We start from the raw sequence: 20,050 nt of genomic DNA, 5'->3' as shown, positions 1-20,050 counted from the left end.
AAAAGACGTGTGCGGGCAAGCCTTGGCGCTCCGGCGGAGCTCCGGGAAAGGTAATTGTCCCTCTCGCGCAGTGCCACCAACGATCAGCAGGGACGAACCGGCGCGTCGGGCGCGGGACGAAACGCGCTATCGGCCAAATACCTGTCGAGAGTATCCACGAACCCGTCGATGTCGGCCTCTGTCGTGCGATGGTTGACGATGGCGCAGCGCACCACCAGCTCGCCATTGAGGGTCGTCCACGAAGGCGCGGCCAGGCCGGATTCCTGAAGATCCAGCACCAGGTCGCGGATGAATTCAGAGCCCGCCCCGCGAATGCCGAAACAGACGATGTTGAGCGCCACGGGCGCTTTCAGCTGGAATGCAGGGTGGCGTCCCAGGGTTTCGGCGAGATGGCGGGCGAGCCTGCATGTGTGTGCTATCGAGCCGCCGATGCGATCGGTTCCAAGCGCTTCGATCGTCATCCATGTTTTCAAGGCGCGGAACCCGTGCGACAGGTCCGGGCCGAGATCACAGGGCCAGGTTTCGCCGGCGGCGAGCCCGCGGTCGCCGCGCTGCAGATAGGCGGCCGGCTGTGCGAACGTGCGCTTCTGGGCATCGCCGTCGCGCACCAGCAGGAATCCGGCATCGTAGGGAACCTGGCCCCATTTGTGAAAATCGAGCGCCACCGATGCCGAATTCTCGATGCCCTTGAACAGTTCGCGCAGGGAATCGGACAGCACGGCGAGTGCACCGATCGCTCCATCGACATGAAACCAGAGTTTCTCCCTGGACGCGATTTCAGCGATTTCCGCCAGCGGATCGATCGCCCCGGTGTTTACCGTTCCCGCCGTGCCCACGACCAGGAACGGCAAGAAGCCTTCCGCCCGATCTTCCCCGATAGTGTCGCACAGCGCGCCAGGCAGCATCCTCCCGGCATCGTCGACGGCGACTGTCCTCAGATTTGCCGATCCGATGCCGGACAGCTGCATTGCCTGCGCGATGCAGGAATGGGCTTCGGCCGATGTATAGGCGACCAGCTGGCGGTCACAGTCGCGCAGCCCGGCCTCGCGGACGGACTGACCCAGCGCCTCGGTCTTGGCGATCGTCACCGCGACGAAGTTTGCCATTGACGAGCCGGTGAGGAACAGGCCGTTTGCCCCAGCGGGATAGCCGAGCGCCTCGCTCATCCAGCGCACGATCTGCTGTTCGACCACGAGACCGGCATGGTCGCGGCCGCCGCAATTCATGTTCAGGCCGCTGGCGACGATTTCCGCGACCATGCCGATCGGCGTGCCCGCGCCATGGACCCATCCCATGAACGACGGATGCAGGTTGCCGGTGGCGAACGGCACGATGTGCGCGCGCACGTCGTCCAGGACATCGCCCAGTTCGCGGGACTGCTTCGGCAGCGGGCGGACAAACCTGGCGCGCGCCTCATCGCTGGGCCGCTGCCATACCGGTCTCTGCCTGATCGTTTCGACATGGGCGATCATGTCGTCCAGCAAGCCGTGCGCGAGCTCGCGAAACTGATCCCAGTCAGATGGATCAAGGCTGCCGACGGCCGCTTCTGTTGCCGCCACGCGCTCCTGCTCGATCGCCCGCGACATCAGGCGCCTCGGTGATGATGAAGGGCCGCCGACAATTTGTGGAAGAAGACGTCGAGCCTGGCTTCCATCGGAGCGAACGCCTGGTGCAGCGGCTGGCCGGCCGACATCGCCTGCGCAACGCCGATCACGTCGGGAGCGGACGCGGCGACGCGCAGGACCGTGCGCGAACCGAGCCGCACGGCTTGCCCGACATGGCAGATCGGCCCCCCGTCGAGACCGCGCATCGACAGCTGGATGCTCTGGCACTCCTCGAACGACGCGAAAGCGCCGGCCCCATTCATGACGGTCAACGGGACCATGGCACGGGAGCCGAGGTGGTCGCCTTCATCATCCTGATGCAGCGAGATGCCTTTCACCGCACCAATTCGAGACCGCACCAGCCGGACAAACTGCTCCTTGACGAGGCTTTGCCGGGATTCGTCGATCGCGGCGTAGCGGTCGAGATGGGCGAGCGCCGCGACCCAGCGCAACCCCAGTCCCAGGTTCAATTCCGACTTGAAGCCGAACCGCGTCCGTTGGCGAAGGGCCGCGGGCCAGTCCTGCGCCGCGCTGTATTCCGCAAGGCCCGCTGGAATGTCGGATCTGGCGGCAAGTTCCTCGGCAAATGCCGTAGGGATAAGGAGAGCGCCGGAAAAAGGCGGGCCAGCGACGAACTTGGATCCGGTCAAGGCCACCAGAAAACCATCCGCAAGGTCCTGCCTCAATCGCGAGATCGAGCCGCGGAACTGGCAGGCATCGACGATGACCCGCACCCGGTCCGGGGCAAGGGCCGCGACGTGGCGCGCCGCCTGCCGGGTTACGGCCGGCAACCCGGTCTTGGACGCATCGAGCACATGGACGAGGACATCGCGATCCCGCTTCAGCTCCATTTCGACGGTGGCGATGATGTCGGCATCGATGTCATGCTGGTGGCGAGGCTCCCCCGTCTCGTTGCGGATGGCGATCGTGCGCACCTCGATGCGGTCCGGCGGCAGCCCCTCAAGCGGCGCACCAGCCTCGACGGTGCTGCCGAGGGCGGTCAAATCCGAATAATGGAATCCTGCCGCCGCCCGTGGAACGCCGTTTCCCGTTTCATCGGGCGCGACAAGCACATTGGTCAAGGGGCGCCTGGAGACGCCCGCGACCATGCAGAGCGCGAGAAGCTCCGCATCCGTTCCGGAAGCCGCGAGCACCACCTGCGCGCCCGCGCAGCCGAGATTGCCGGCGATCCGGTCCCGGATGTCGGCGAACCATTGCTCGGAGGCGACAGGGGAAGGCGACGCGATATCGATGAGACGCGCGAGCCCGGCACTGGCCGCCTGGAACCCTTCGCGGGAGATGTTGCTTGCCGTCGTCGACGAGAACGAGATCTCGTCGTCCGCCGGCGTGGCGCGCGTGCCATAGCGGTTGCGCCGCGTGATCGCATCCGGCCAGATGCGTTTGTCGCCGCCTGTCTGCAGCAGGAACGAAACGGATGCCGACGAATCCGCGCGGTGGTCGCGGCCGATCGTTTCCAGGTCCGGGCCCGTCGGCACCGGCAATATCCCGCGCTGAATTGCAGGCATGATGGTCTCCGAAGTCAGGGCGGTGGTGAGTTGATTGCGATCAAAGCGGCGTCGAGTTCACGCGCGCCGTGCGCCGTGCCAGCGCATTTTCGAATGCCGCGAAGAGTTTGCGCATGGCGCTCTTCTTGTAGGGAAAGATGCTCTCCCAATCCATCGAATGGACGATCATCGCCACATCCGCCTCGAACACCAGCAGCCGGCCGTCGGCGAGTTCAGCGCAATCGATGGCGAAATAGTCCAGCCCGAGGCGCCGGTGAAGGGCTTCGAAGGCATGCGCGTGGCGCACCGCGAAATCGCTGTCGAAGCTGGCCATCCACGCCGCTTCCTCGGCACGCCTGCCTTCGTGCTGGGTCATGCGGGCATTCAGATAGTGGACCATCCAATGTTCGGAAACCGCGAGATGGCTGGCATAGGGGCGCCCGTCGATGAACGCGACACGCTGCTTGCGGAATTTGCGGTCCGTCCCGCTATAGTCGATGAATGGCGTGACATAGAATTCGGCCTCGGCATGCGAAATCAAATAGGCCGAAAGCTCCGATCGCGTGGAGATCTTCTCCATCCCCTTGCCGGCATGCGTGCCGGCCGGGCGCACGATCACCGGAAACGCCTTCGCCGCGAGGATTGCCCCGACCTCGATTTCCCCGCGAGCCAGCCTCTCGATCACGGCCCGGTCAATGCGCGCGGCGGGCGGAGCCAGGATCGAAGGCTCTTCCTTCAGCGCCTCGGCGACGCCGTCCCTGGACAGCGCCATGATGCGGCGCGGCGCGTTGTTGACGATGGGCCCGGCCCAATCGCGCAGCAGCCGGTCGAGGTTCGCCAGCACGGCCAGATTTGCCGCCGACTCGCCGACAGCCACGAACGCGACGTCATGCTCGGGCACGTCCTTCAGATCGGCCGTGTCGGCATCGACATAATAGAGCAGCAGGTTCGTGTCGGAATCCTCGAGCAGGAATTCGATCGGCGTGTTGGCCATGAAGTCGCCGGCCGTCATGAAGACAAGGACGTTCAGGCCCGTACCGCGTCCATTGCGGACCCGGTATTGGCGGCTGATCTCGAGCGCCGCCTTCTGGCTGAGCGCCGCCTTGTCTTCCTCGCCGATCGCATGAAGCAGGATGGACACGTCCAGGAATGCCACGGCATCGGTGACATCGGCGGAAATGCGCCCGAACAGCCCGTTCCACAATGGCGAGATATCCCGCCCCTCGAAGACGGCCCGCACGATGGGCGCCTTGCCCATGATCAGATTCCGATCGTCGAACGTCTCGATTTGAACTGCCGCGCTTTTCAAGCCCTCAAGCCTTCTGCCACGCGGTGGTTACGGCCGGTTCAGCCTCCACGCCGCCTGCACGATGTGCGGTGGCACTTTGGGCTCCGGCGCTTGTGCGAGCCTTGTGGCCCGGCGGGCGGATCGCAGCGTTGGCCGCTGTTGGCCTCGGTCAGCGATCGGCCTTCATTGATGTGCCCGCCCCGAACCGCAAGCCGTCCATCAACAGCTTGACCAGCCGGCGCGAGCGGTCGCGCCACTCCGGCGTGTCCGGCGCGGAGTAGATCCCGCCGAGCGCGTGCAGCACGTCCGAGGCGTCGACGTCGCCGCGGATGGTGTCGTCGGCCACCGCCGCTTCGACCAGATGCCGCAGCGCCTGCGACACCCGTCCCGACGTGTCGGAGAAGAGCGTCGAATTGGTGGTGAGAAGGATGCGCAGGCTGGTCGCCAGGCCGCGCTTGGTGGCGATATAGTCGACGAAGCGGCGCATCCATTCTTCCAGCGCGACATCGGAGGGATATTTGGCCGCAAGCTCGCCGGCCGCCGCGCACAACCCCTCCGCCTCACGCCTATAGACCACCTCGACCAGATGCTCGCGCGTCGGGAAATGCCGGTAGAGCGTGCCAATGCCGACGCCGGCGCGACGTGCGATCTCCTCCAGCGAGGCATCGATGCCGCGCTCGGCGAACACCTCCGCCGCCACCTCGACCAGCCGGTCGCGGTTGCGCCGGGCATCCGCGCGCAGCGGCTTGCCCGCCGTGGCGGTTTGTTCAGTAATGATCGACGGCTCAACGGCCAACTTTTTCTCCACTGTCGAAATATGGGGCTTGAACCCGGCCGGGTCAGCCCCCACGTAATAAACGGAGGCGCCTCCGCTTTAGTGGAGTGCCTTTATCATATAAGCAGGGGAACCGGTATGTCACGTCCGCAAACCGCCGAGCGTTTAATCTCCCCCCTCGAGGGGGAGATGTCGCCGAAGGCGACAGAGGGGGTCGGTTCGACCGGACGCGGCTTCTTGCGACGGTTGCCGGTTAGCGCTCCATGCGAACCGACCCCCTCTGGCCTGCCGGCCATCTCCCCCTGGAGGGGGGAGATTACGCCCTTCGCGCCCTTGCCCTCACCTAGCCCAACCCCAATTCATTCCGATCCGCGTCAAGCAACTGGAGCCAGACGCCCATGACAAACACAATCCCCGTCCATCTCGACATCAACGGCCACCATCACGAATTGCGGATCGAGCCGCGTGTCACGCTGCTCGATGCCTTGCGAGACCGCCTTGGCCTGACCGGCACCAAGAAGGGCTGCGACCACGGCCAGTGCGGTGCCTGCACCGTGCATGTCGACGGCGAGCGCGTGCTGGCCTGTCTCACGCTGGCCGCGCAGGCCGAGGGCCGCGCCATCACCACCATAGAGGGGCTTGCACGGGAGGGCGAACTGCATCCCGTGCAGGCTGCTTTCCTCGAACAGGATGCCTTCCAGTGCGGCTATTGCACGCCCGGCCAGATCATGTCGGCGGTCGCCTGCATCCGCGAGGGCCATGCCGGCTCGGATGATGAGATCCGCGAATACATGGCCGGCAATCTCTGCCGCTGCGGCGCCTATCCACACATCGTCGCCGCCGTCCGCCAGGCAGCCCTGGAGGTCGCGTCATGAGGGATTTTTCCTATCTTCGAGCCACCTCGACGGACGCAGCGCGCGAGGCCGCCGCCCTGCCCGGCGCCATGCTGCTGGCCGGCGGCACCACGCTGATCGACCTCGCCAAATGCGGCGTCGCCGAACCCGACACGCTGGTCGACATCACCCATCTCAAGGGGCTGGACCGGATCGCGGTCGACGAGCGCGGCGCCACCATCGGCGCGCTCGCCCGCATGGGTCGTGTCGCCGACCATGCCGACATCAAGAGCCGCTTCCCTGCCGTCTCGGAGGCGCTGTGGCAGGCGGCTTCCGCGCAGATCCGCAACATGGCGACCATCGGCGGCAATCTTATGCAGCGCACGCGCTGCCCCTATTTCCGCGACCCCGCCAACTTTCCGGCCTGCAACAAGCGGCAGCCCGGCAGCGGTTGTTCGGCGATCGGCGGCGTCACCAGGGGACACGCCGTGCTCGGCACCAGCGAAGCCTGCATCGCCATGTACCCCGGTGACCTCGCCACCGCGCTGGTCGCCTTCGACGCGACCGCCCATCTCGGTGATCGGCGTATCCTGGTGGATGACTTTTTCCTGCTGCCCGGCACCACCCCGGACAGGGAACACGCGATCGAACCGGGCGAGATGATCACCGCCATCGAAATCCCCTCCTCCGCCGCAGCCCGCCGCTCGACCTATCTAAAGATCCGCGACCGGCAGTCCTACGAATTCGCCGCGGCCAGTGCCGCCGTCGGGCTCGAACTGGAAGCCGATGGCCGCACCATCCGCGACCTGCGCGTGGCGCTCGGCGGCGTCGCGACCAAGCCCTGGCGGGCGCGCGCGGTCGAAGACGCCTTGAAAGGCAAGGTGCTTGAGCCGGACGCGGTGCGGGCCGCCAGCCGGCTCGCCGTCGAGGGCGCCGTCGACCATGGCGCCAACCATTACAAGATCGAGCTCGCGCCGCGCGTCGTCGCGCGCGCCATCCTCAAATTGGGAGAAGCGGCATGACCGTTCACACAAGACATGGCGATGCGTCCGATGGCGCGCTGGCGGAAGCCGTCGGCGGCCGGCTGTCGCGCGTCGACGGCCCGGCCAAGATCACCGGCGCGGCGAAATACGCCGTCGAGCAGCAGCTCGAAGGCCTCGCCTATGGCGTGCTGGTCGAAAGCACGATTGCATCGGGCAAGGTGCGCGCGATCGACACCACGGCGGCCGAGGCGGCACCGGGCGTGCTGCGAGTGCTCACACCTGACACCATCATCAGCCTCAGGAGCGCGTCGGACTGGTTCGGCACGCCGCCGCCGGACAAGCCCTATTGCCCGCTGGCGCGCGACATCGCCTTCTCGGGTCAGCATGTCGCCGCTGTCATCGCCGAGACCTTCGAGCAGGCGGCCGCCGCGGCGGCGCTGGTCAAGGTCAGCTATGACGAAACGCCGGCCATCGTCGACCTCAGCGACGGCAAGGCCGGCGACGGCATCTCGATCGACGCCATGACGAAGGAATGGGGCGACGCCCAGGCCGCCTTCGCCTCGGCCCCGGTGCGGATCTGCGCCGCCTACAACACGCCGCGCGAATACCAGGCGCCGATGGAGCCGCATGGCCTGATCGCGCGCTGGGAGGGCGACAGGCTGACCGTGTGGGAGCCGAGCCAGTGGCTGGACGGCATGGCCCGCACCTATGCCGAATGGTTCGGCGTGCCGTTCGAGAATGTGCGGCTGGTCTCGCCCTATATTGGCGGCGGCTTCGGTTCCAAGGCGCTGGCGCTCAGCCATGGCGCGGTAGCGGCATGTGCCGCCAAGATGCTCGGCCGTCCGGTGCGGCTGGTGATGACGCGCCCGCAAACCTTCACCGGTTACGGCGGCCGCGCCGCGACCCGGCAGACGGTGACGATCGGCGCCGACCATGACGGCCTGATACAGTCGATCGTGCATCGCGGCGTGAATGAAACATCGATCGACGGCATGTGGGTCGAGCCTCTCGGATCGGTCACCTCGATCATGTATGCGACGCCGAATTTTTCCTCCAGGCAGAATGTCGTGCGGGTGAATTCGGTGGTGCCGGGCGCCATGCGCGCGCCGGGCGAAAACCCGAGCGCCTTCGGCATCGAAAGCGCCATCGACGAACTCGCCTACGAGGTCGGCATCGATCCGCTGGAGATCCGGCTGCGGAACTACGCCGAACAGGATCCGGAAGCGAAAAAAGCCTGGTCGACCAGGCAGTTGCGCGAGGCTTTTGCCGTGGGCGCCGAGCGCTTCGGCTGGGCCAGGCGCACGCCGGAGCCACGCTCGATGCGCGACGGCAACCAGCTGATCGGCTGGGGTGTCGCCGCCGGCACCTATCCGGTGCGGCGCGCCTATGGCGAGGCGGTCGTGCGCATCCTGGCCAACGGCTCGGTCGAGGTCGAAAGCTCCTCGATCGACATGGGCCAGGGCACCTACACCATCCTGGCGCAGACCGCCGCAGAGACGGTCGGCGTGGCCGCCGACGACGTGGTGGTGAAGCTCGGCGATTCCCGCTTTCCCCGCGCCGGCGTCGCCGGCGGCTCGCGGCTGGCAGGCGTCATGACGGGTGCGGTCCACAAGGCGGCGAGCGCGGCGCTCGACCAGCTGGTGGGGCTGGCGATCAGCGATCCGCGCTCGCCCTTCCACGCGCTGCAGGCCAACACGCTGGTCGTCGCCAACGGCCGTATCACCGCGCCGCGCGGCGACGGCCCCGATGTCTCGATCGCCGAACTGCTCAAAAACGTTGGGCGCGACCACATCGAAGCGATGGGCGACACCATGCCGGCCAATTCGAGCGCCGAGGACCGCTACAAGAACTACACCACCATCGCCATGGCGCTGCCGCATACCGAGGGCGACTATTCCCGCCACTCCTGGTGCGCGCATTTCGTCGAGGTGCGCGTCGACGAGGATTTCGGCACGGTGCGCGTGTCGCGCGTGGTGTCGGCGCTGGATTCGGGCCGGCTCTACAACCCGAAGCTCGCCGAAAGCCAGTGGAAGGGCGGCATCATCATGGGCATCGGCCAGGCGCTGCTCGAAGAAGGCATCATGGACCGCCGCCACGGCCGCATCGTCAACAACAACCTTGCCGACTATCTGGTGCCGACCAATGCCGACATTCCCGACATCGAGGTGATCTCGGTCGGCATCCCCGACCCGCATTCCTCGGTGCTCGGCGGCAAGGGCGTCGGTGAACTCGCCATCGTCGGCGTCGCCCCGGCAATCGCCAACGCGGTGTTCCACGCCACGGGCAAGAGGGTGCGCGATCTGCCGATCACGCTGGAGAAGTTGATTTAGAACTGAATAATCTCCCCCCTCGAGGGGGAGATGTCGCCGAAGGCGACAGAGGGGGTCGCCGCGCGTGGAGCGCCGACTCCCCTTGCGGCGCAGGCAAGGCCAGCCCGGTCGAACCGACCCCCTCTGGCCTGCCGGCCATCTCCCCCTCGAGGGGGGAGATTACGCACTCCTCCATCACGTCCCCTGCTTCAGGAACTGGCTGAGCAGATCCACCGGCAACGGGAACACCACCGTGGAGGAGCGCTCGCCGGCGATATCGTGCAAGGCCTCGAAATAGCGCAGCTGCATGGCCTGCGGCTCGGCCGCCAGCATGCGGCCCGCCTCGACCAGTTTCGCCGCCGCCTGCTGCTCGCCATCGGCGTTGATCACCTTGGCGCGCCGCAGCCGCTCGGCCTCGGCCTGCTTGGCGATGGCGCGGATCATGTTTTCGTTGAGGTCGACATGCTTGATCTCGACATTGGACACCTTGATGCCCCACGCATCGGTGCGCTGGTCGAGGATTTCCTGGATGTCGCTGTTGAGCCTGTCGCGCTCGGCCAGCATCTCGTCGAGCTCGTGCTTGCCGAGTACCGAGCGCAGCGTGGTCTGCGCCAGCTGGTTGGTGGCGGCCATGAAGTCCTCGACCTGGATGACCGCCCGCTCGGCGTCGACGATGCGGAAATAGAGCACCGCGTTGACCTTCACCGAGACGTTGTCGCGCGAAATCACATCCTGCGGCGGCACGTCCTGCACCACCACGCGCAGGTCCACCTTCACCATCTGCTGGACGAAGGGAACGAGGATGATGAGACCCGGCCCCTTGACCCCGGTGAAGCGGCCGAGCGTGAAGACAACGCCGCGCTGATATTCCCGGAGGATGCGGATGGACGCGGACAGGAAGATGATCACGACCAGCGCGACGATCAGATAGGCCACGTAACCAATCATCATTGTCTTGCTCCATTCCTTCCCGTGTCGCGCCGCCGCACGGTCAGCACGAGGTCGGCGATGCCGGTCACCTCGACGCTGTCGCCGGCCGCGATCGGTTCGTCGGCCTTCGCCCGCCAGCGCTCGCCCAGGGCCAACACATGGCCCTCGCCGCCCTGCCAGTCGAGGATCTCGGCCGGCTGGCCGCGCATCGCCTCGCCGCCGACGCGCGGCGGGTTCTTGCGCGCCGCCCAGAGATAGGTGCCGCTCAGCAGCGCCAATCCAAGCGTCAGCGCGGCGGCGGGACCAATGACCGCCCATGACATGGCAAAGCCCGGCCCTTCGACCCTGAGCAGCATGGTGGCGCCGAACAGAAAGGCGGCCACGCCGCTGAGCCCAAGCACGACGGTGGGATTGAAGGCCTCGATGATGAGAAAGACGACGCCGAGCAACATCAGCGCAAGGCCGGTATAGTTGATCGGCAGGAGATCGAGCGCGTAGAGGCCGAGCACGAGACAGATGGTGCCGATGACGCCGGGCGCCACGGCACCCGGGCTGGTGAACTCGAAGACGATGCCATAGACGCCGACCAGCATCAGGATGACGGCGGTGTTGGGATCGGTGATTATGGAAAGCAGCCGGATGAACCAGCCGGGCTCCAGCGTCTCGACCGGCAACCCTTTCGTCGCCAGCACAACTTTCCTGCCGGCCACATCGACGGTGCGCCCATCGGCCAGTTGCAGGAGCTCGGTGGTGTCGCGGGCGACGAAGTCGATCACATGTTCCTGCAGCGCCGCATTGGCCGAAAGGCTCGCCGCCTCGCGCACGGCCTTCTCGCCCCAGTCGCCATTGCGACCGCGCAGTTCGGCGAGCGAACGGATCAAGGCGACGGCGTCATTGGTCACCTTTGCCATCATCGCGTCGCCCGCCGGCCGTCCACTGGCGTCCTTCTGGTCGCCCTGGCCCTTCTGGTCGCCCTTGTCCCCGCCTGGAAGGGACGGCAGCCCGCCAATCTCCACCGGCGTCGCGGCACCCAGATTGGTGCCGGGCGCCATGACAGCGAGATGGGTGGCGTAAAGGATGTAGGTGCCGGCGCTCGCCGCATGGCCGCCGGCCGGCGCGACATAGCCGATGACGGGCACCGGCGACGCCAGTATGTCGGCGATCATCTCGCGCATCGAGGTGACCAGCCCGCCCGGCGTATCGAGCTGCAGGATAAGCACTGCCGCGTCCCGTTTGGCCGCGGCATCAAGCGCTTCCTCAAGCTGCCTGCTGCTTGCCGGCCCGATGGCGCCGTCAATGGCGACGCTCAAGGCAACCCTCTCGCTCCCGGCCGAAGAGAAGGGACAAAGGACAGCCGCGACGACGAAGGCCGCGCCAAGAAGGGCCACCCGCGCGAAGGTCACGCTCAAAGCTCCATCGATTCAATATGGGGTTGTATTTTGGCGAGTCCATAGAGGACATCGGCGATCGTCGCGGCCGAAGCGACGGCCGAGATGGCAAGGTGGCCGGCAGGCCGGAGAGAACGCGCCAAGAATTCCGGCCCCTCAGGAGCGAGCGCAAATCACGGGGCTCGGGACTGCGAACGCGCCCAATCGCCGGTCTCCCCTGCGGAGCAGATCGGCGGCTTCAGCGCCAATCAGCTGCCAGCGGCGTGCCGATGTCCGAAACGAGTTTGACGAGATCGGCCTGGCGCCTCGTGCTGGTTTTGGCGAAGATGCGGTTGAGGTGTGTCTTCAGGGTGTTTTCGCCGATGCCGAGCGACGATGCGCTCTGCGACGCGGACAATCCGCTGCCGATGCGCAGCAGCACCCGCGCCTCCGCGGGGGTAAGGTCGAACAGTGTGGTGAGAACGGCTTCCGGCAGTGGCGAAGCGGACGTCGTGGTCGACACGAAGACGGCGGCGCATGCGGGCCGGAAAACCGCGCGGGCGGTTCCTTCGGTCAACGGCAGTACATAGGCGACGGCCGGCGGCTGACCTGGGGCCGAAATGGGCAGGCCTATGCCTCGGGCGCCAAGCGAGGCATCCGCGCTCGCGGCACTGGCGATCGCATCCAGCAGGGGACGGGCCACCGCCGGATTTTGCACCTGAAGCAGGCCCTTCCTCGAAAGAATCGGGCCTTGCATCGAAAACATCCGTTCGGCGGCCCCGTTCGCGTGGAGGATGGCGCCATTGGCGCCGGTCAGAACGACAGGCACCGCCAGATGGTCGAGCGCCTGGCGATAAAGATTGGCGGTAACGCGTGTCTGATCGAGCAGGTCTCCAATCAGCGACGCACGGCGCAGATGCGGCGAGAGCAATGCCAGGAAACGCTGATCTTCGGCTGAGATGGCCGCCCTCGTGGCCCGCGTGGTGCAGCCCACGAGCCCGATCCGGTCCGATGTATGAACGAACTTGGTGATGCAGCCTTCACGCAACCCCTGCGGTTTGGCCCAATTCTGAAAAAACGGCGTCTGCTGGAGTTCGGCCTCGCTCATCTGAGACAGCGTGGCGACAGGAGTGTCGACGTCTCCGACGACCGCGGCCTTCAGCCCCGGAATCGTGTCGAAGTCATAATCATCCTGGAGCACGCGCATTTGCTCCGGATCCCAGGGCGATTGGGCCGCGAAGCGGCCATGATTACCGTCGGTGCTGGCAAGCGCGATGGTGGTATAGGCGGCATCGACAGCCGTTGTGATCCGGGTCATCACCCCGGCCCAACCGTCGGGGTTCAAAACGCAATCATAGATATCGCCGATAATCGAAGAAAGGACTTCGCTGCTTGGTCTCTCCATCACGCCTCCAAGCATGCCCCCGATCCCGCCGCTGGCGGATCTTGCGGCGTCATACTTTCGGATGACGCCAGGCGCGGTCGCTCTCGATTAAAGGTTCAATTCGATCAATTGAACGCCAGGCGGCCACTGTTGCCGGTTATTCTCACAATGGAAAGCATCGCGTTCGATTTTTTTGAAACTGGGTGCTCTGTTGGGGTCCTACATTGTCGCGAAAGACGGTGTTTTCATCGGCTCAATTGCCATCACATCTTGACGAACGCGAACGATTTTCCCTCTGGCAAGACATTCATGTCGCGGAAATATGGTCGGTCGAGTACGGCATATCGCAAAATCTGCCGTTCGAAGCCGCGATCGAAGCCACGGCTGTCGGGCCGCTGGTTCTTGGCCAGATGTCTGGAACCATCAAGCATGCGACGAGGAAGGCGAGCAACATCGCCGAAGACGACAATGACGGCTATCTGCTGCTGATCAACAAGGCCGACACCGTGTTGTCCGGGGCTCAGGTCGGCCGCGAATATGGCATCGGTCAGGGAGAAGCCGTGCTGGTCACCGCGTCGGAAGCACTGAAAATGGGCGGCGCGGACAGGAATGTATGGGCGAATGTGGTGGTCCCGAGCGCCATCCTTTCCAAGGCCTTCCCGCAGATCGACGACAGGCTGGCGTTGAAGATCGACGCCGACAACGAAGCTCTCGATCTTCTCAAGCGGTATTGCCTGCTTCTTGAAACCGGCCGCCCGCTCGCCTCGCCCGATCTCATAGCCCACGCGACGGAGACGATCGTCGATTTGATTGGCCTGGTGACCGGCGCCAAAGGTCAGGCTGCCGAACTGGCCGGCCTTCGGGGCCTGCGCGCCGCCAGGCTGCAGGCGATCCTGTCGAAGATCGCCGACAACTTTGCCGACCCCGGCATCTCCGCCCAAGGTGTCGCGCAAGAACTCGGCCTGTCGGCGCGCTACGTCCACGATCTCCTTCAGGAGACGGGCACCAGCTTCACCGAGCGCGTTCTCGAGCTGCGCTTGCAGCGAGCCCACAAGATGCTTTCGCACAGACACAATGACGACATGCGGGTCAGCGACATCGCCATGATAAGCGGATTCAGCGACGTGTCCTATTTCAACCGCTGCTTCCGTCGCCGCTTCGGCCACACGCCGACCGGGGCCAGATAGACCTGGACACCCTCCGGCAACCGGCAAACCGGCGCGCCATGTCTGATTCCCTCTCCTTGAAAGGCCGAAAAGCCATGGCGCCGGCGGCGATCGATGGAACCAAACGGCCACAGTGCGCGGAAAAGGCACGGCATTTCACTCCAGTCCAATTCCAGTGCTGCCCTGCCCAAGACAACAGCCGGCGCCGATGACATGTCAGCCTCAGGGTGCAACGACTGCCAGGTCAGGGGATTGAATGCCGCAGAATGGATTTGAAGGCCGCAAGATGAAGGCGTTGAAATATCTGGCGTTGGCTTCGACGGCGCTGATCGGCCTTGGCCAGTCGATCGCCGCATCGGCCGCCGATAGCTGGACCGGCGCCGCCTCCACGAACTGGTTTACCCCCGGAAACTGGAACCCCGCCGCTGTTCCGATATCGAGCGACGACGTTACTCTCGATGCCACGTTCCCGCATCCGGCGGTGGTCAATGCGCCGAATGCAGCCGCGCACTATCTGTTTGTCGGCACCATTGCCGGTTACACAGGCTCGCTGACGATTACGAACGGCGGCACCCTCTCCGACACCGCCGGCTATCTCGGCTACGTTTCGAACGCGAGCGGCACGGTGAGCGTCATTGGAGCAGGCTCGATCTGGAGCAACAGTTCCGACCTTTTCCTTGCCTCGGGTACGAACAGCACCGGCACCTTGACGATCTCGAACGGTGGCGCTGTGAGCGACACCGTGGGTCATGTCGGCTACGGTCTGGGCACCGGCACCGTGACGGTCGACGGGCCCGGCTCGACCTGGACCAATAGCGGGGCGCTCTTCATCGGCCATGCCGGCACCGGCACGCTGGCGATCTCCAATGGCGGCGCTGTCAGCAATTCCTTCGGCTCGATTGGTGAGCAGGCCGGTTCCAATGGCGCAGCGACGGTGACCGGCCCCGGCTCGTCCTGGACCAATTCCGGCAATCTCCTTGTCGGCTGGGGCGGCGCCGGCACGCTGACGATCCAGAACGGCGGCGTGGTGAGCAACGACAGTGGCATCGTCGGCGCCAAATCCGGCACGACCGGCGCTGTGACAGTCGCCGGCGCCGGCTCGTCCTGGACCAATTCCGGCGAGCTCTATGTCGGCTGGGACGGCGCCGGCACGCTGACGGTCCAGAGCGGTGGCATGGTGAGCAACACCAACGGCTATATCGGCGCCAATTTCAGCCCGGCTGCCGCCGCGACGGTGGACGGCGCGGGCTCGCACTGGACCAATTCCGGCTTTCTCTCCATCGGCTATCGCGGTGACGGCGCGCTGACGATCCAGAACGGCGGCGCAGTGAGCGCTGCGTCGGGCTACATCGGCGTCAATCCCGGTTCGAGCGGCACCCTTACGGTCACCGGAAGCGGATCGACCTGGAGCGACACGGACGGCCTCTACGTTGGAAATGACGGCACTGGCATACTGAGCATCCAGAACGGCGGTCTTGTCAGCAGCAACATCGGCTTTGTCGGTGCCAATGCGGGCTCGACCGGCGCGGCGACGGTCGATGGCATAGGTTCGATCTGGAGCGTCGCGTCGAGCCTCTTTGTCGGGGACGCCGGCACGGGCACGTTGACGATTTCGAATGGCGGCGCCGTCAGCAATGGCGCGGGGACCATTGGCGCAAAAGCAGGCTCGACCGGCATGGTATTCGTCGACGGCGTGGGCTCGACATGGACCAACAGCGGATTGCTGGTTGTCGGCGATTACGGCACCGGCACGCTGGCGATCTCGAACGGCGGTACAGTCACCAGCAATGCCGGCTATCTGGGCTTTGATGTCGCGTCGACGGGTTCGGCGACGGTCAGCGGCGCGGGCTCAACCTGGACCAGCGGCAGCCTCCTTATTGTCGGTCAGCGCGGCACGAGCTCATTGATCGTCTCGAATGGCGGCAAGGTCGCCGACACCGATGGCTGTCTGGGCTTTTATGCCGGGTCCACCGGTACCGCTGACGTCGGCGGCGCGGGCTCAACCTGGACCAATAGCGGAGATCTCAATGTCGGCATCAGTGGCACTGGCACACTGACGATCGCGAATGGCGGCGTGGTGTCGGCCGGCGGCGTGGTCAACATCGCCGCCCTGGCGGGCTCCGTCGGCACGCTGAACATCGGCGCGGCGAGCGGATCGCCCGCGGCGGCCGCCGGCACGCTGAACGCTTCGAGCATCCAGTTCGGTGCGGGAACCGGCGCGATCAACTTCAATCACACAGACACGAACTACACGTTCGCGTCGGCGATCAGCGGCGCGGGCATGGTCAACCAGATCGCCGGCACGACGAACCTGACCGCCGATTCGAGCGGTTTCACCGGTGCAACCAATGTGAGCGGCGGGCGGCTGGCCGTGAATGGGTCGCTGGCCAACTCTCTGGTGACGATCTCGGGCGGCACGCTGGGCGGCAACGGCACGGTTGGCGGCATCGTCGCGCAGTCGGGCGGTATCATCGCACCGGGCAATTCGATCGGCACCCTCGCTGTCGCGGGCGACATCGGCCAGGCGGCGGGCTCGATCTACCAGGTCGAACTGACATCGACCGGCCAGTCCGACCTCATCCAGGCGACGGGCACGGCGACGCTCGCCGCCGGCGCGGTCCTCGACGTGGTCAAGACGGATGCCGCGCCTTACGTGCTGGGCACGCACTACACCGTGCTGCAGGCCGATACCGGCGTCACCGGCACCTACACGCTCAGCGGGGCCGGCCCCTTCATCGGCCTTATCGCCAATTACGACCCGACGCATGTCTATCTCGATGTGGTGCAGGCAAAGTCCTTCGCCGAGGTCGGCCTGACGCCCAACCAGAGCGCCACCGGCGGCGGTGCCGAGAGCCTTGGCGGCGGCAATCCGCTCTTTGATGCCATTATGGGCCTGCCCAGCGAAACCGCTGCCCAGGCGGCCTTCGACCAGCTCTCGGGTGAGATCCACGCCTCTGCCAAGGGCATGCTGCTCGACGACAGCCGCTTCATCCGCGACGCCGCCAGCAATCGCATCGCCGCGGCCTTCGGCGATAGTGGTGCGGCGGCACTGCCGGTCATGGCTTATGGCGAGGGTGGACCGGAGATGGTCGCCGCCGACACCGATCGCTTCGCCGTCTGGGGCCAGGGCTTTGGTTCTTGGGGCAACAAGGACAGCGATGGTAACGCCGCCGCCTTCGACCGCTCGACCGGCGGCCTGCTGGCCGGCGCCGACACCTTGGTCGGCGGCTGGCGCGTCGGCCTCATCGGCGGCTACAGCCATTCCTCTTTCGATGCGGACGCCCGAAACGCCTCCGGCAAGAGCGACAGCTATCATCTTGGCCTCTATGGCGGCACCAATTGGGGTGCCATCGCCTTCCGCGGCGGCGCGGCCTACAGCTGGAGCAGCCTCTCGACAAAGCGCTCCGTCGCCTTCACCGGTTTTGCCGATCAGCTCTCGGCCGATTACGACGCCGGCACGGCGCAAGCGTTCGGCGAACTCGCCTACAAGGCCGATGCCGGGCGCTTCAAGGTCGAACCCTTCGCCAACCTGGCCTATGTCAGTCTGCATACCGACGGCTTCACCGAAACGGGCGGCGCGTCGGCTTTGACCAGCACCGGCACAAGCACCAACGCCACCTTCACCACGCTCGGCCTGCGGGGCTCGACGGGCTTCATGCTCGGCGGCATCGACGCCACCGCGCGCGGCATGCTCGGCTGGCGCCACGCTATCGGCGATGTCGCGCCGACTTCCAGCTTCGCCTTCGAGGGCGGAGACGCCTTCACCATCGCCGGCGTGCCTGTCGCCAGGGACGCGGCGGTGGTCGAGGCCGGCCTCGACCTCGGTATATCGGCCAATGCCACGCTCGGCCTGTCCTATACCGGGCAATTCGGCGGCGGCACGGTCGACCAGGGCGCGAAGATCAATCTGGGCCTGCGGTTCTGAACCGGAGCAATCCAGGAAAAGTGCGTAGCGGTTTTCCGTCCGGGATTGCGTAAAAGCAAAGAGTTGGAGCGGGTCAACGTTCTCTCAAACGCTGAACCGCTCTGGAGCATGATGGCGAAAAGTGTGACATCATGCTCTATCTCTTTGATTAGGGCCGGCTTTGCAGCATGAGTCGGCACGTGCGTCGATCCCCCTACTCCGGCGACGGCACCGGCGGCCTCGAGGTCAGCGCGGTGCCGGTGGCCGCGACGATGACGGCGGCGATGCCGGCAAGTTGCGGCATGGCCAGCCTCTCGTGCAGGAACAGGAAGCCGGCAAGTGCGCCGAGCCCCGGCTCCAGGCAGGTCAGCGTGCCGTAGATGCGGGCCGGCATCCGGGTCAGCGCCACCATTTCCAGCCAGAACGGCAGCGCGCTGGAGAACAGGCCGACCAGCAGCGCACTGACCAGGATCGACGGCGCGAGCAGCCCCGTTCCGGCCTCCGCCACGCCGAAAGGCAGCACCAGCACGGCAGCGATCGCCATGCCGTAGGCGGTGGTGCGGCTGCCGAGTTCCGCGCCCGCCTTCTGGGCGAGCACGATGTAGAGCGCCCAGAAGCCGCCGGCCGCCAGGGCCAGCATCACCCCGGTCGGATCAAGCGGCTGCAGCGAGTGGACAAAGGGCGAAAGCAGGATGATCCCGGCCACGGCCAGCGCGATCCAGGCGAAGTCGCTGGCGCGCCGCGAGGTCAGCGCCGCCACCAGAAGCGGCCCGGAAAACTCCAGCGCCACCGCGACGCCGAGCGGAATCCTGGCGAGCGCCGCATAGAACAGGAGGTTGAGCGCGCAAAGCGTCACGCCATAGGCGATGAGCCACGGCAAGGTGGCGCGCGACGGCCGCACCTGCCAAGGCCGCAGCACCGCGATCAGCATCAGCGCGCCGATGACCAGCCTCAGCGTCGTCGTGCCCTGCGCGCCGATGACGGGAAACAGGGTCTTGGCGAAGGTGGCGCCGATCTGGATCGATACCATGGCGCCCATCAGCGCCGCGACGGGCAAAGGCGCCGCTTCGCGACGGGCAACCGGGGTCAATGTCACTTGATGTTATCCTCCATGCCGCGGGGCGTCAGCCCCTGGCGGCCTCGGGATAGGCCGAACCGGCCCGCCTGTCGTGAGGCAGTGGAGACGGCTTGATGGGGTCAGGACCGGTGCGCGAGGCGAACGGCCTGTCGCCGCCGCCTCAGCCCGCAAATGACACGCCCCGGCGGCGCATCCCGGCTTGCACGCCAAGCAGGATCAGCCGCGACAGGATCTCCATGTCCAGCGGCATGCTTGGGCGCCAGACGTCGAGCAGCAGGGCGACCCGGGCCTCGTCGGCGTTGTTCATCACCTCGTGCGGGTATGTGTCGTCCCACAGCATGCCTTCGCCATCAGTGATCCGTTTCTCCTGATGATTGATCATCATGATGGTTGCCGGGCGGCCATCCGCTTGCCGCGGAATGGCCAGGCCAAGGTGAAATCGCATGATGCCCCGAAAAGGCCCGCGATGGCTGGGGATGTGCTTGCGCGGTGCCAGGAAGGAAACCGCCGCCGATTTGACTTCCGGGCATTCGGCCAGCAGCCGGGCAAGAACCGGCATCCGCGCGAGGTTCTCCGGCACCGCGATATCGTAGGCCTTGAGCACGAACATGCGCCAGTCGAGACCGTCATTGGCCGAGATTTCGGCCTGCTCCGGCATGATGTCGTGGAAGCGCGGCGCCTGGCCCAGCCGCACGCCAAGCGCCTCGCCTCGAATGTCACGCCAGGCGCTGGTGAATTTCGCCGCGTTCGGAAATTCGGTGGCGGCATCAAGGATAGCCGGCGCGTCTATCCGTTTTTCATAGACACGCCGGATCACATCGGATGCAAGATCGTAAATGCGCGACATTTCATGGCCTCGACGATACTATAAACGAACATCTGATGCTTCGGCTTACACATTTTAGTCACTGCGTGACGAGTTGG

Annotated in this window: 14 protein-coding genes; 5 read left to right on the top strand and 9 right to left on the bottom strand. The window is 65.7% G+C overall.

Features of this window, described 5'->3' with window-relative positions:
• Positions 1-83: 83 nt before the first annotated feature.
• The 4 genes from FJ930_RS16245 to FJ930_RS16230 form a co-directional block, all read right to left on the bottom strand.
• The gene (locus FJ930_RS16245; protein ID WP_141839009.1) at positions 84-1,586 is read right to left on the bottom strand and encodes an aminotransferase class V-fold PLP-dependent enzyme; all 1,503 of its coding nucleotides are present in this window, start codon (positions 1,584-1,586) and stop codon (positions 84-86) included.
• On the bottom strand, positions 1,586-3,130 hold the full coding sequence (locus FJ930_RS16240) for a hypothetical protein (protein WP_141839007.1): 1,545 nt from the start codon (positions 3,128-3,130) through the stop codon (positions 1,586-1,588). Before FJ930_RS16240 ends, FJ930_RS16245 begins: the two co-directional genes overlap by 1 nt.
• A 40-nt stretch (positions 3,131-3,170) precedes the next feature.
• Positions 3,171-4,367: a tetratricopeptide repeat-containing protein gene (locus FJ930_RS16235; RefSeq protein ID WP_246676934.1), complete on the bottom strand. Its 1,197-nt coding sequence runs from the start codon at positions 4,365-4,367 to the stop codon at positions 3,171-3,173.
• A gap of 199 nt (positions 4,368-4,566) precedes the next feature.
• Positions 4,567-5,193 carry a TetR/AcrR family transcriptional regulator gene (locus tag FJ930_RS16230; protein WP_141839005.1) on the bottom strand — a complete coding sequence of 209 codons (627 nt, stop codon included), beginning with the start codon at positions 5,191-5,193 and terminating at the stop codon, positions 4,567-4,569.
• Between the two features lie 377 nt (positions 5,194-5,570).
• Between FJ930_RS16230 and FJ930_RS16225 the strand changes: the two genes are divergently transcribed.
• From FJ930_RS16225 to FJ930_RS16215, 3 genes are read left to right on the top strand one after another with little or no spacing between them, the layout of a single operon-like run.
• The gene (locus tag FJ930_RS16225) at positions 5,571-6,047 is read left to right on the top strand and encodes a (2Fe-2S)-binding protein (protein ID WP_140741468.1); all 477 of its coding nucleotides are present in this window, start codon (positions 5,571-5,573) and stop codon (positions 6,045-6,047) included.
• On the top strand, positions 6,044-7,027 hold the full coding sequence (locus tag FJ930_RS16220; protein WP_141839004.1) for a xanthine dehydrogenase family protein subunit M: 984 nt from the start codon (positions 6,044-6,046) through the stop codon (positions 7,025-7,027). Before FJ930_RS16225 ends, FJ930_RS16220 begins: the two co-directional genes overlap by 4 nt.
• Positions 7,024-9,318 carry a xanthine dehydrogenase family protein molybdopterin-binding subunit gene (locus FJ930_RS16215; protein WP_141839003.1) on the top strand — a complete coding sequence of 765 codons (2,295 nt, stop codon included), beginning with the start codon at positions 7,024-7,026 and terminating at the stop codon, positions 9,316-9,318. The genes FJ930_RS16220 and FJ930_RS16215 overlap by 4 nt, the downstream gene beginning before the upstream one ends.
• Positions 9,319-9,492: 174 nt before the next feature.
• On the opposite strand, the gene FJ930_RS16210 is transcribed toward FJ930_RS16215, so the two are convergent.
• The 3 genes from FJ930_RS16210 to FJ930_RS16200 all read right to left on the bottom strand — a co-directional run bounded on the left by FJ930_RS16210 (position 9,493) and on the right by FJ930_RS16200 (position 12,912).
• Positions 9,493-10,248, bottom strand: a complete 756-nt coding sequence (locus tag FJ930_RS16210) for a slipin family protein (RefSeq protein WP_141839001.1) — start codon at positions 10,246-10,248, stop codon at positions 9,493-9,495.
• A complete protein-coding gene (locus tag FJ930_RS16205; protein ID WP_141838999.1) occupies positions 10,245-11,630 on the bottom strand; it encodes a nodulation protein NfeD in 1,386 nt (461 codons plus the stop codon). The genes FJ930_RS16210 and FJ930_RS16205 overlap by 4 nt, the downstream gene beginning before the upstream one ends.
• 223 nt (positions 11,631-11,853) lie before the next feature.
• Positions 11,854-12,912 carry a helix-turn-helix transcriptional regulator gene (locus FJ930_RS16200; RefSeq protein ID WP_246676933.1) on the bottom strand — a complete coding sequence of 353 codons (1,059 nt, stop codon included), beginning with the start codon at positions 12,910-12,912 and terminating at the stop codon, positions 11,854-11,856.
• Positions 12,913-13,235: 323 nt separating this feature from the next.
• Between FJ930_RS16200 and FJ930_RS16195 the strand changes: the two genes are divergently transcribed.
• Positions 13,236-14,165 carry a helix-turn-helix domain-containing protein gene (locus FJ930_RS16195; protein WP_246676932.1) on the top strand — a complete coding sequence of 310 codons (930 nt, stop codon included), beginning with the start codon at positions 13,236-13,238 and terminating at the stop codon, positions 14,163-14,165.
• A gap of 235 nt (positions 14,166-14,400) precedes the next feature.
• Entirely contained in the window at positions 14,401-18,069 is a 3,669-nt protein-coding gene (locus FJ930_RS16190) for an autotransporter domain-containing protein (RefSeq protein WP_141838993.1), read from the top strand.
• Between the two features lie 193 nt (positions 18,070-18,262).
• Here the strand turns inward: FJ930_RS16190 and FJ930_RS16185 are convergent, their stop codons facing one another.
• Positions 18,263-19,144 (bottom strand): DMT family transporter, encoded by an 882-nt coding sequence (locus tag FJ930_RS16185; RefSeq protein ID WP_141838991.1) that lies wholly within the window; start codon positions 19,142-19,144, stop codon positions 18,263-18,265.
• A gap of 142 nt (positions 19,145-19,286) precedes the next feature.
• Complete coding sequence (locus tag FJ930_RS16180; protein WP_141838989.1) at positions 19,287-19,973, bottom strand: aspartyl/asparaginyl beta-hydroxylase domain-containing protein; 687 nt, start codon at positions 19,971-19,973, stop codon at positions 19,287-19,289.
• Between the last annotated feature and the right edge of the window lie 77 nt (positions 19,974-20,050).

Origin of the sequence: Mesorhizobium sp. B2-4-15 (assembly GCF_006658505.1) — a bacterium.
Lineage (GTDB): Bacteria > Pseudomonadota > Alphaproteobacteria > Rhizobiales > Rhizobiaceae > Mesorhizobium.
This window is presented reverse-complemented; position numbering and strand designations above follow the sequence as displayed.

What these genes read in the sequence shown, in the direction of transcription:
- FJ930_RS16215 (WP_141839003.1), top strand. Translation starts at nt 7,024, where the DNA reads ATGACCGTTCACACAAGACATGGCGATGCGTCCGATGGCGCGCTGGCG.
- FJ930_RS16240 (WP_141839007.1), bottom strand. Translation starts at nt 3,130, where the DNA reads ATGCCTGCAATTCAGCGCGGGATATTGCCGGTGCCGACGGGCCCGGAC.
- FJ930_RS16220 (WP_141839004.1), top strand. Translation starts at nt 6,044, where the DNA reads ATGAGGGATTTTTCCTATCTTCGAGCCACCTCGACGGACGCAGCGCGC.
- FJ930_RS16200 (WP_246676933.1), bottom strand. Translation starts at nt 12,912, where the DNA reads ATGACCCGGATCACAACGGCTGTCGATGCCGCCTATACCACCATCGCG.
- FJ930_RS16225 (WP_140741468.1), top strand. Translation starts at nt 5,571, where the DNA reads ATGACAAACACAATCCCCGTCCATCTCGACATCAACGGCCACCATCAC.
- FJ930_RS16180 (WP_141838989.1), bottom strand. Translation starts at nt 19,973, where the DNA reads ATGTCGCGCATTTACGATCTTGCATCCGATGTGATCCGGCGTGTCTAT.
- FJ930_RS16190 (WP_141838993.1), top strand. Translation starts at nt 14,401, where the DNA reads ATGCCGCAGAATGGATTTGAAGGCCGCAAGATGAAGGCGTTGAAATAT.
- FJ930_RS16235 (WP_246676934.1), bottom strand. Translation starts at nt 4,367, where the DNA reads ATGGGCAAGGCGCCCATCGTGCGGGCCGTCTTCGAGGGGCGGGATATC.
- FJ930_RS16245 (WP_141839009.1), bottom strand. Translation starts at nt 1,586, where the DNA reads ATGTCGCGGGCGATCGAGCAGGAGCGCGTGGCGGCAACAGAAGCGGCC.
- FJ930_RS16210 (WP_141839001.1), bottom strand. Translation starts at nt 10,248, where the DNA reads ATGATGATTGGTTACGTGGCCTATCTGATCGTCGCGCTGGTCGTGATC.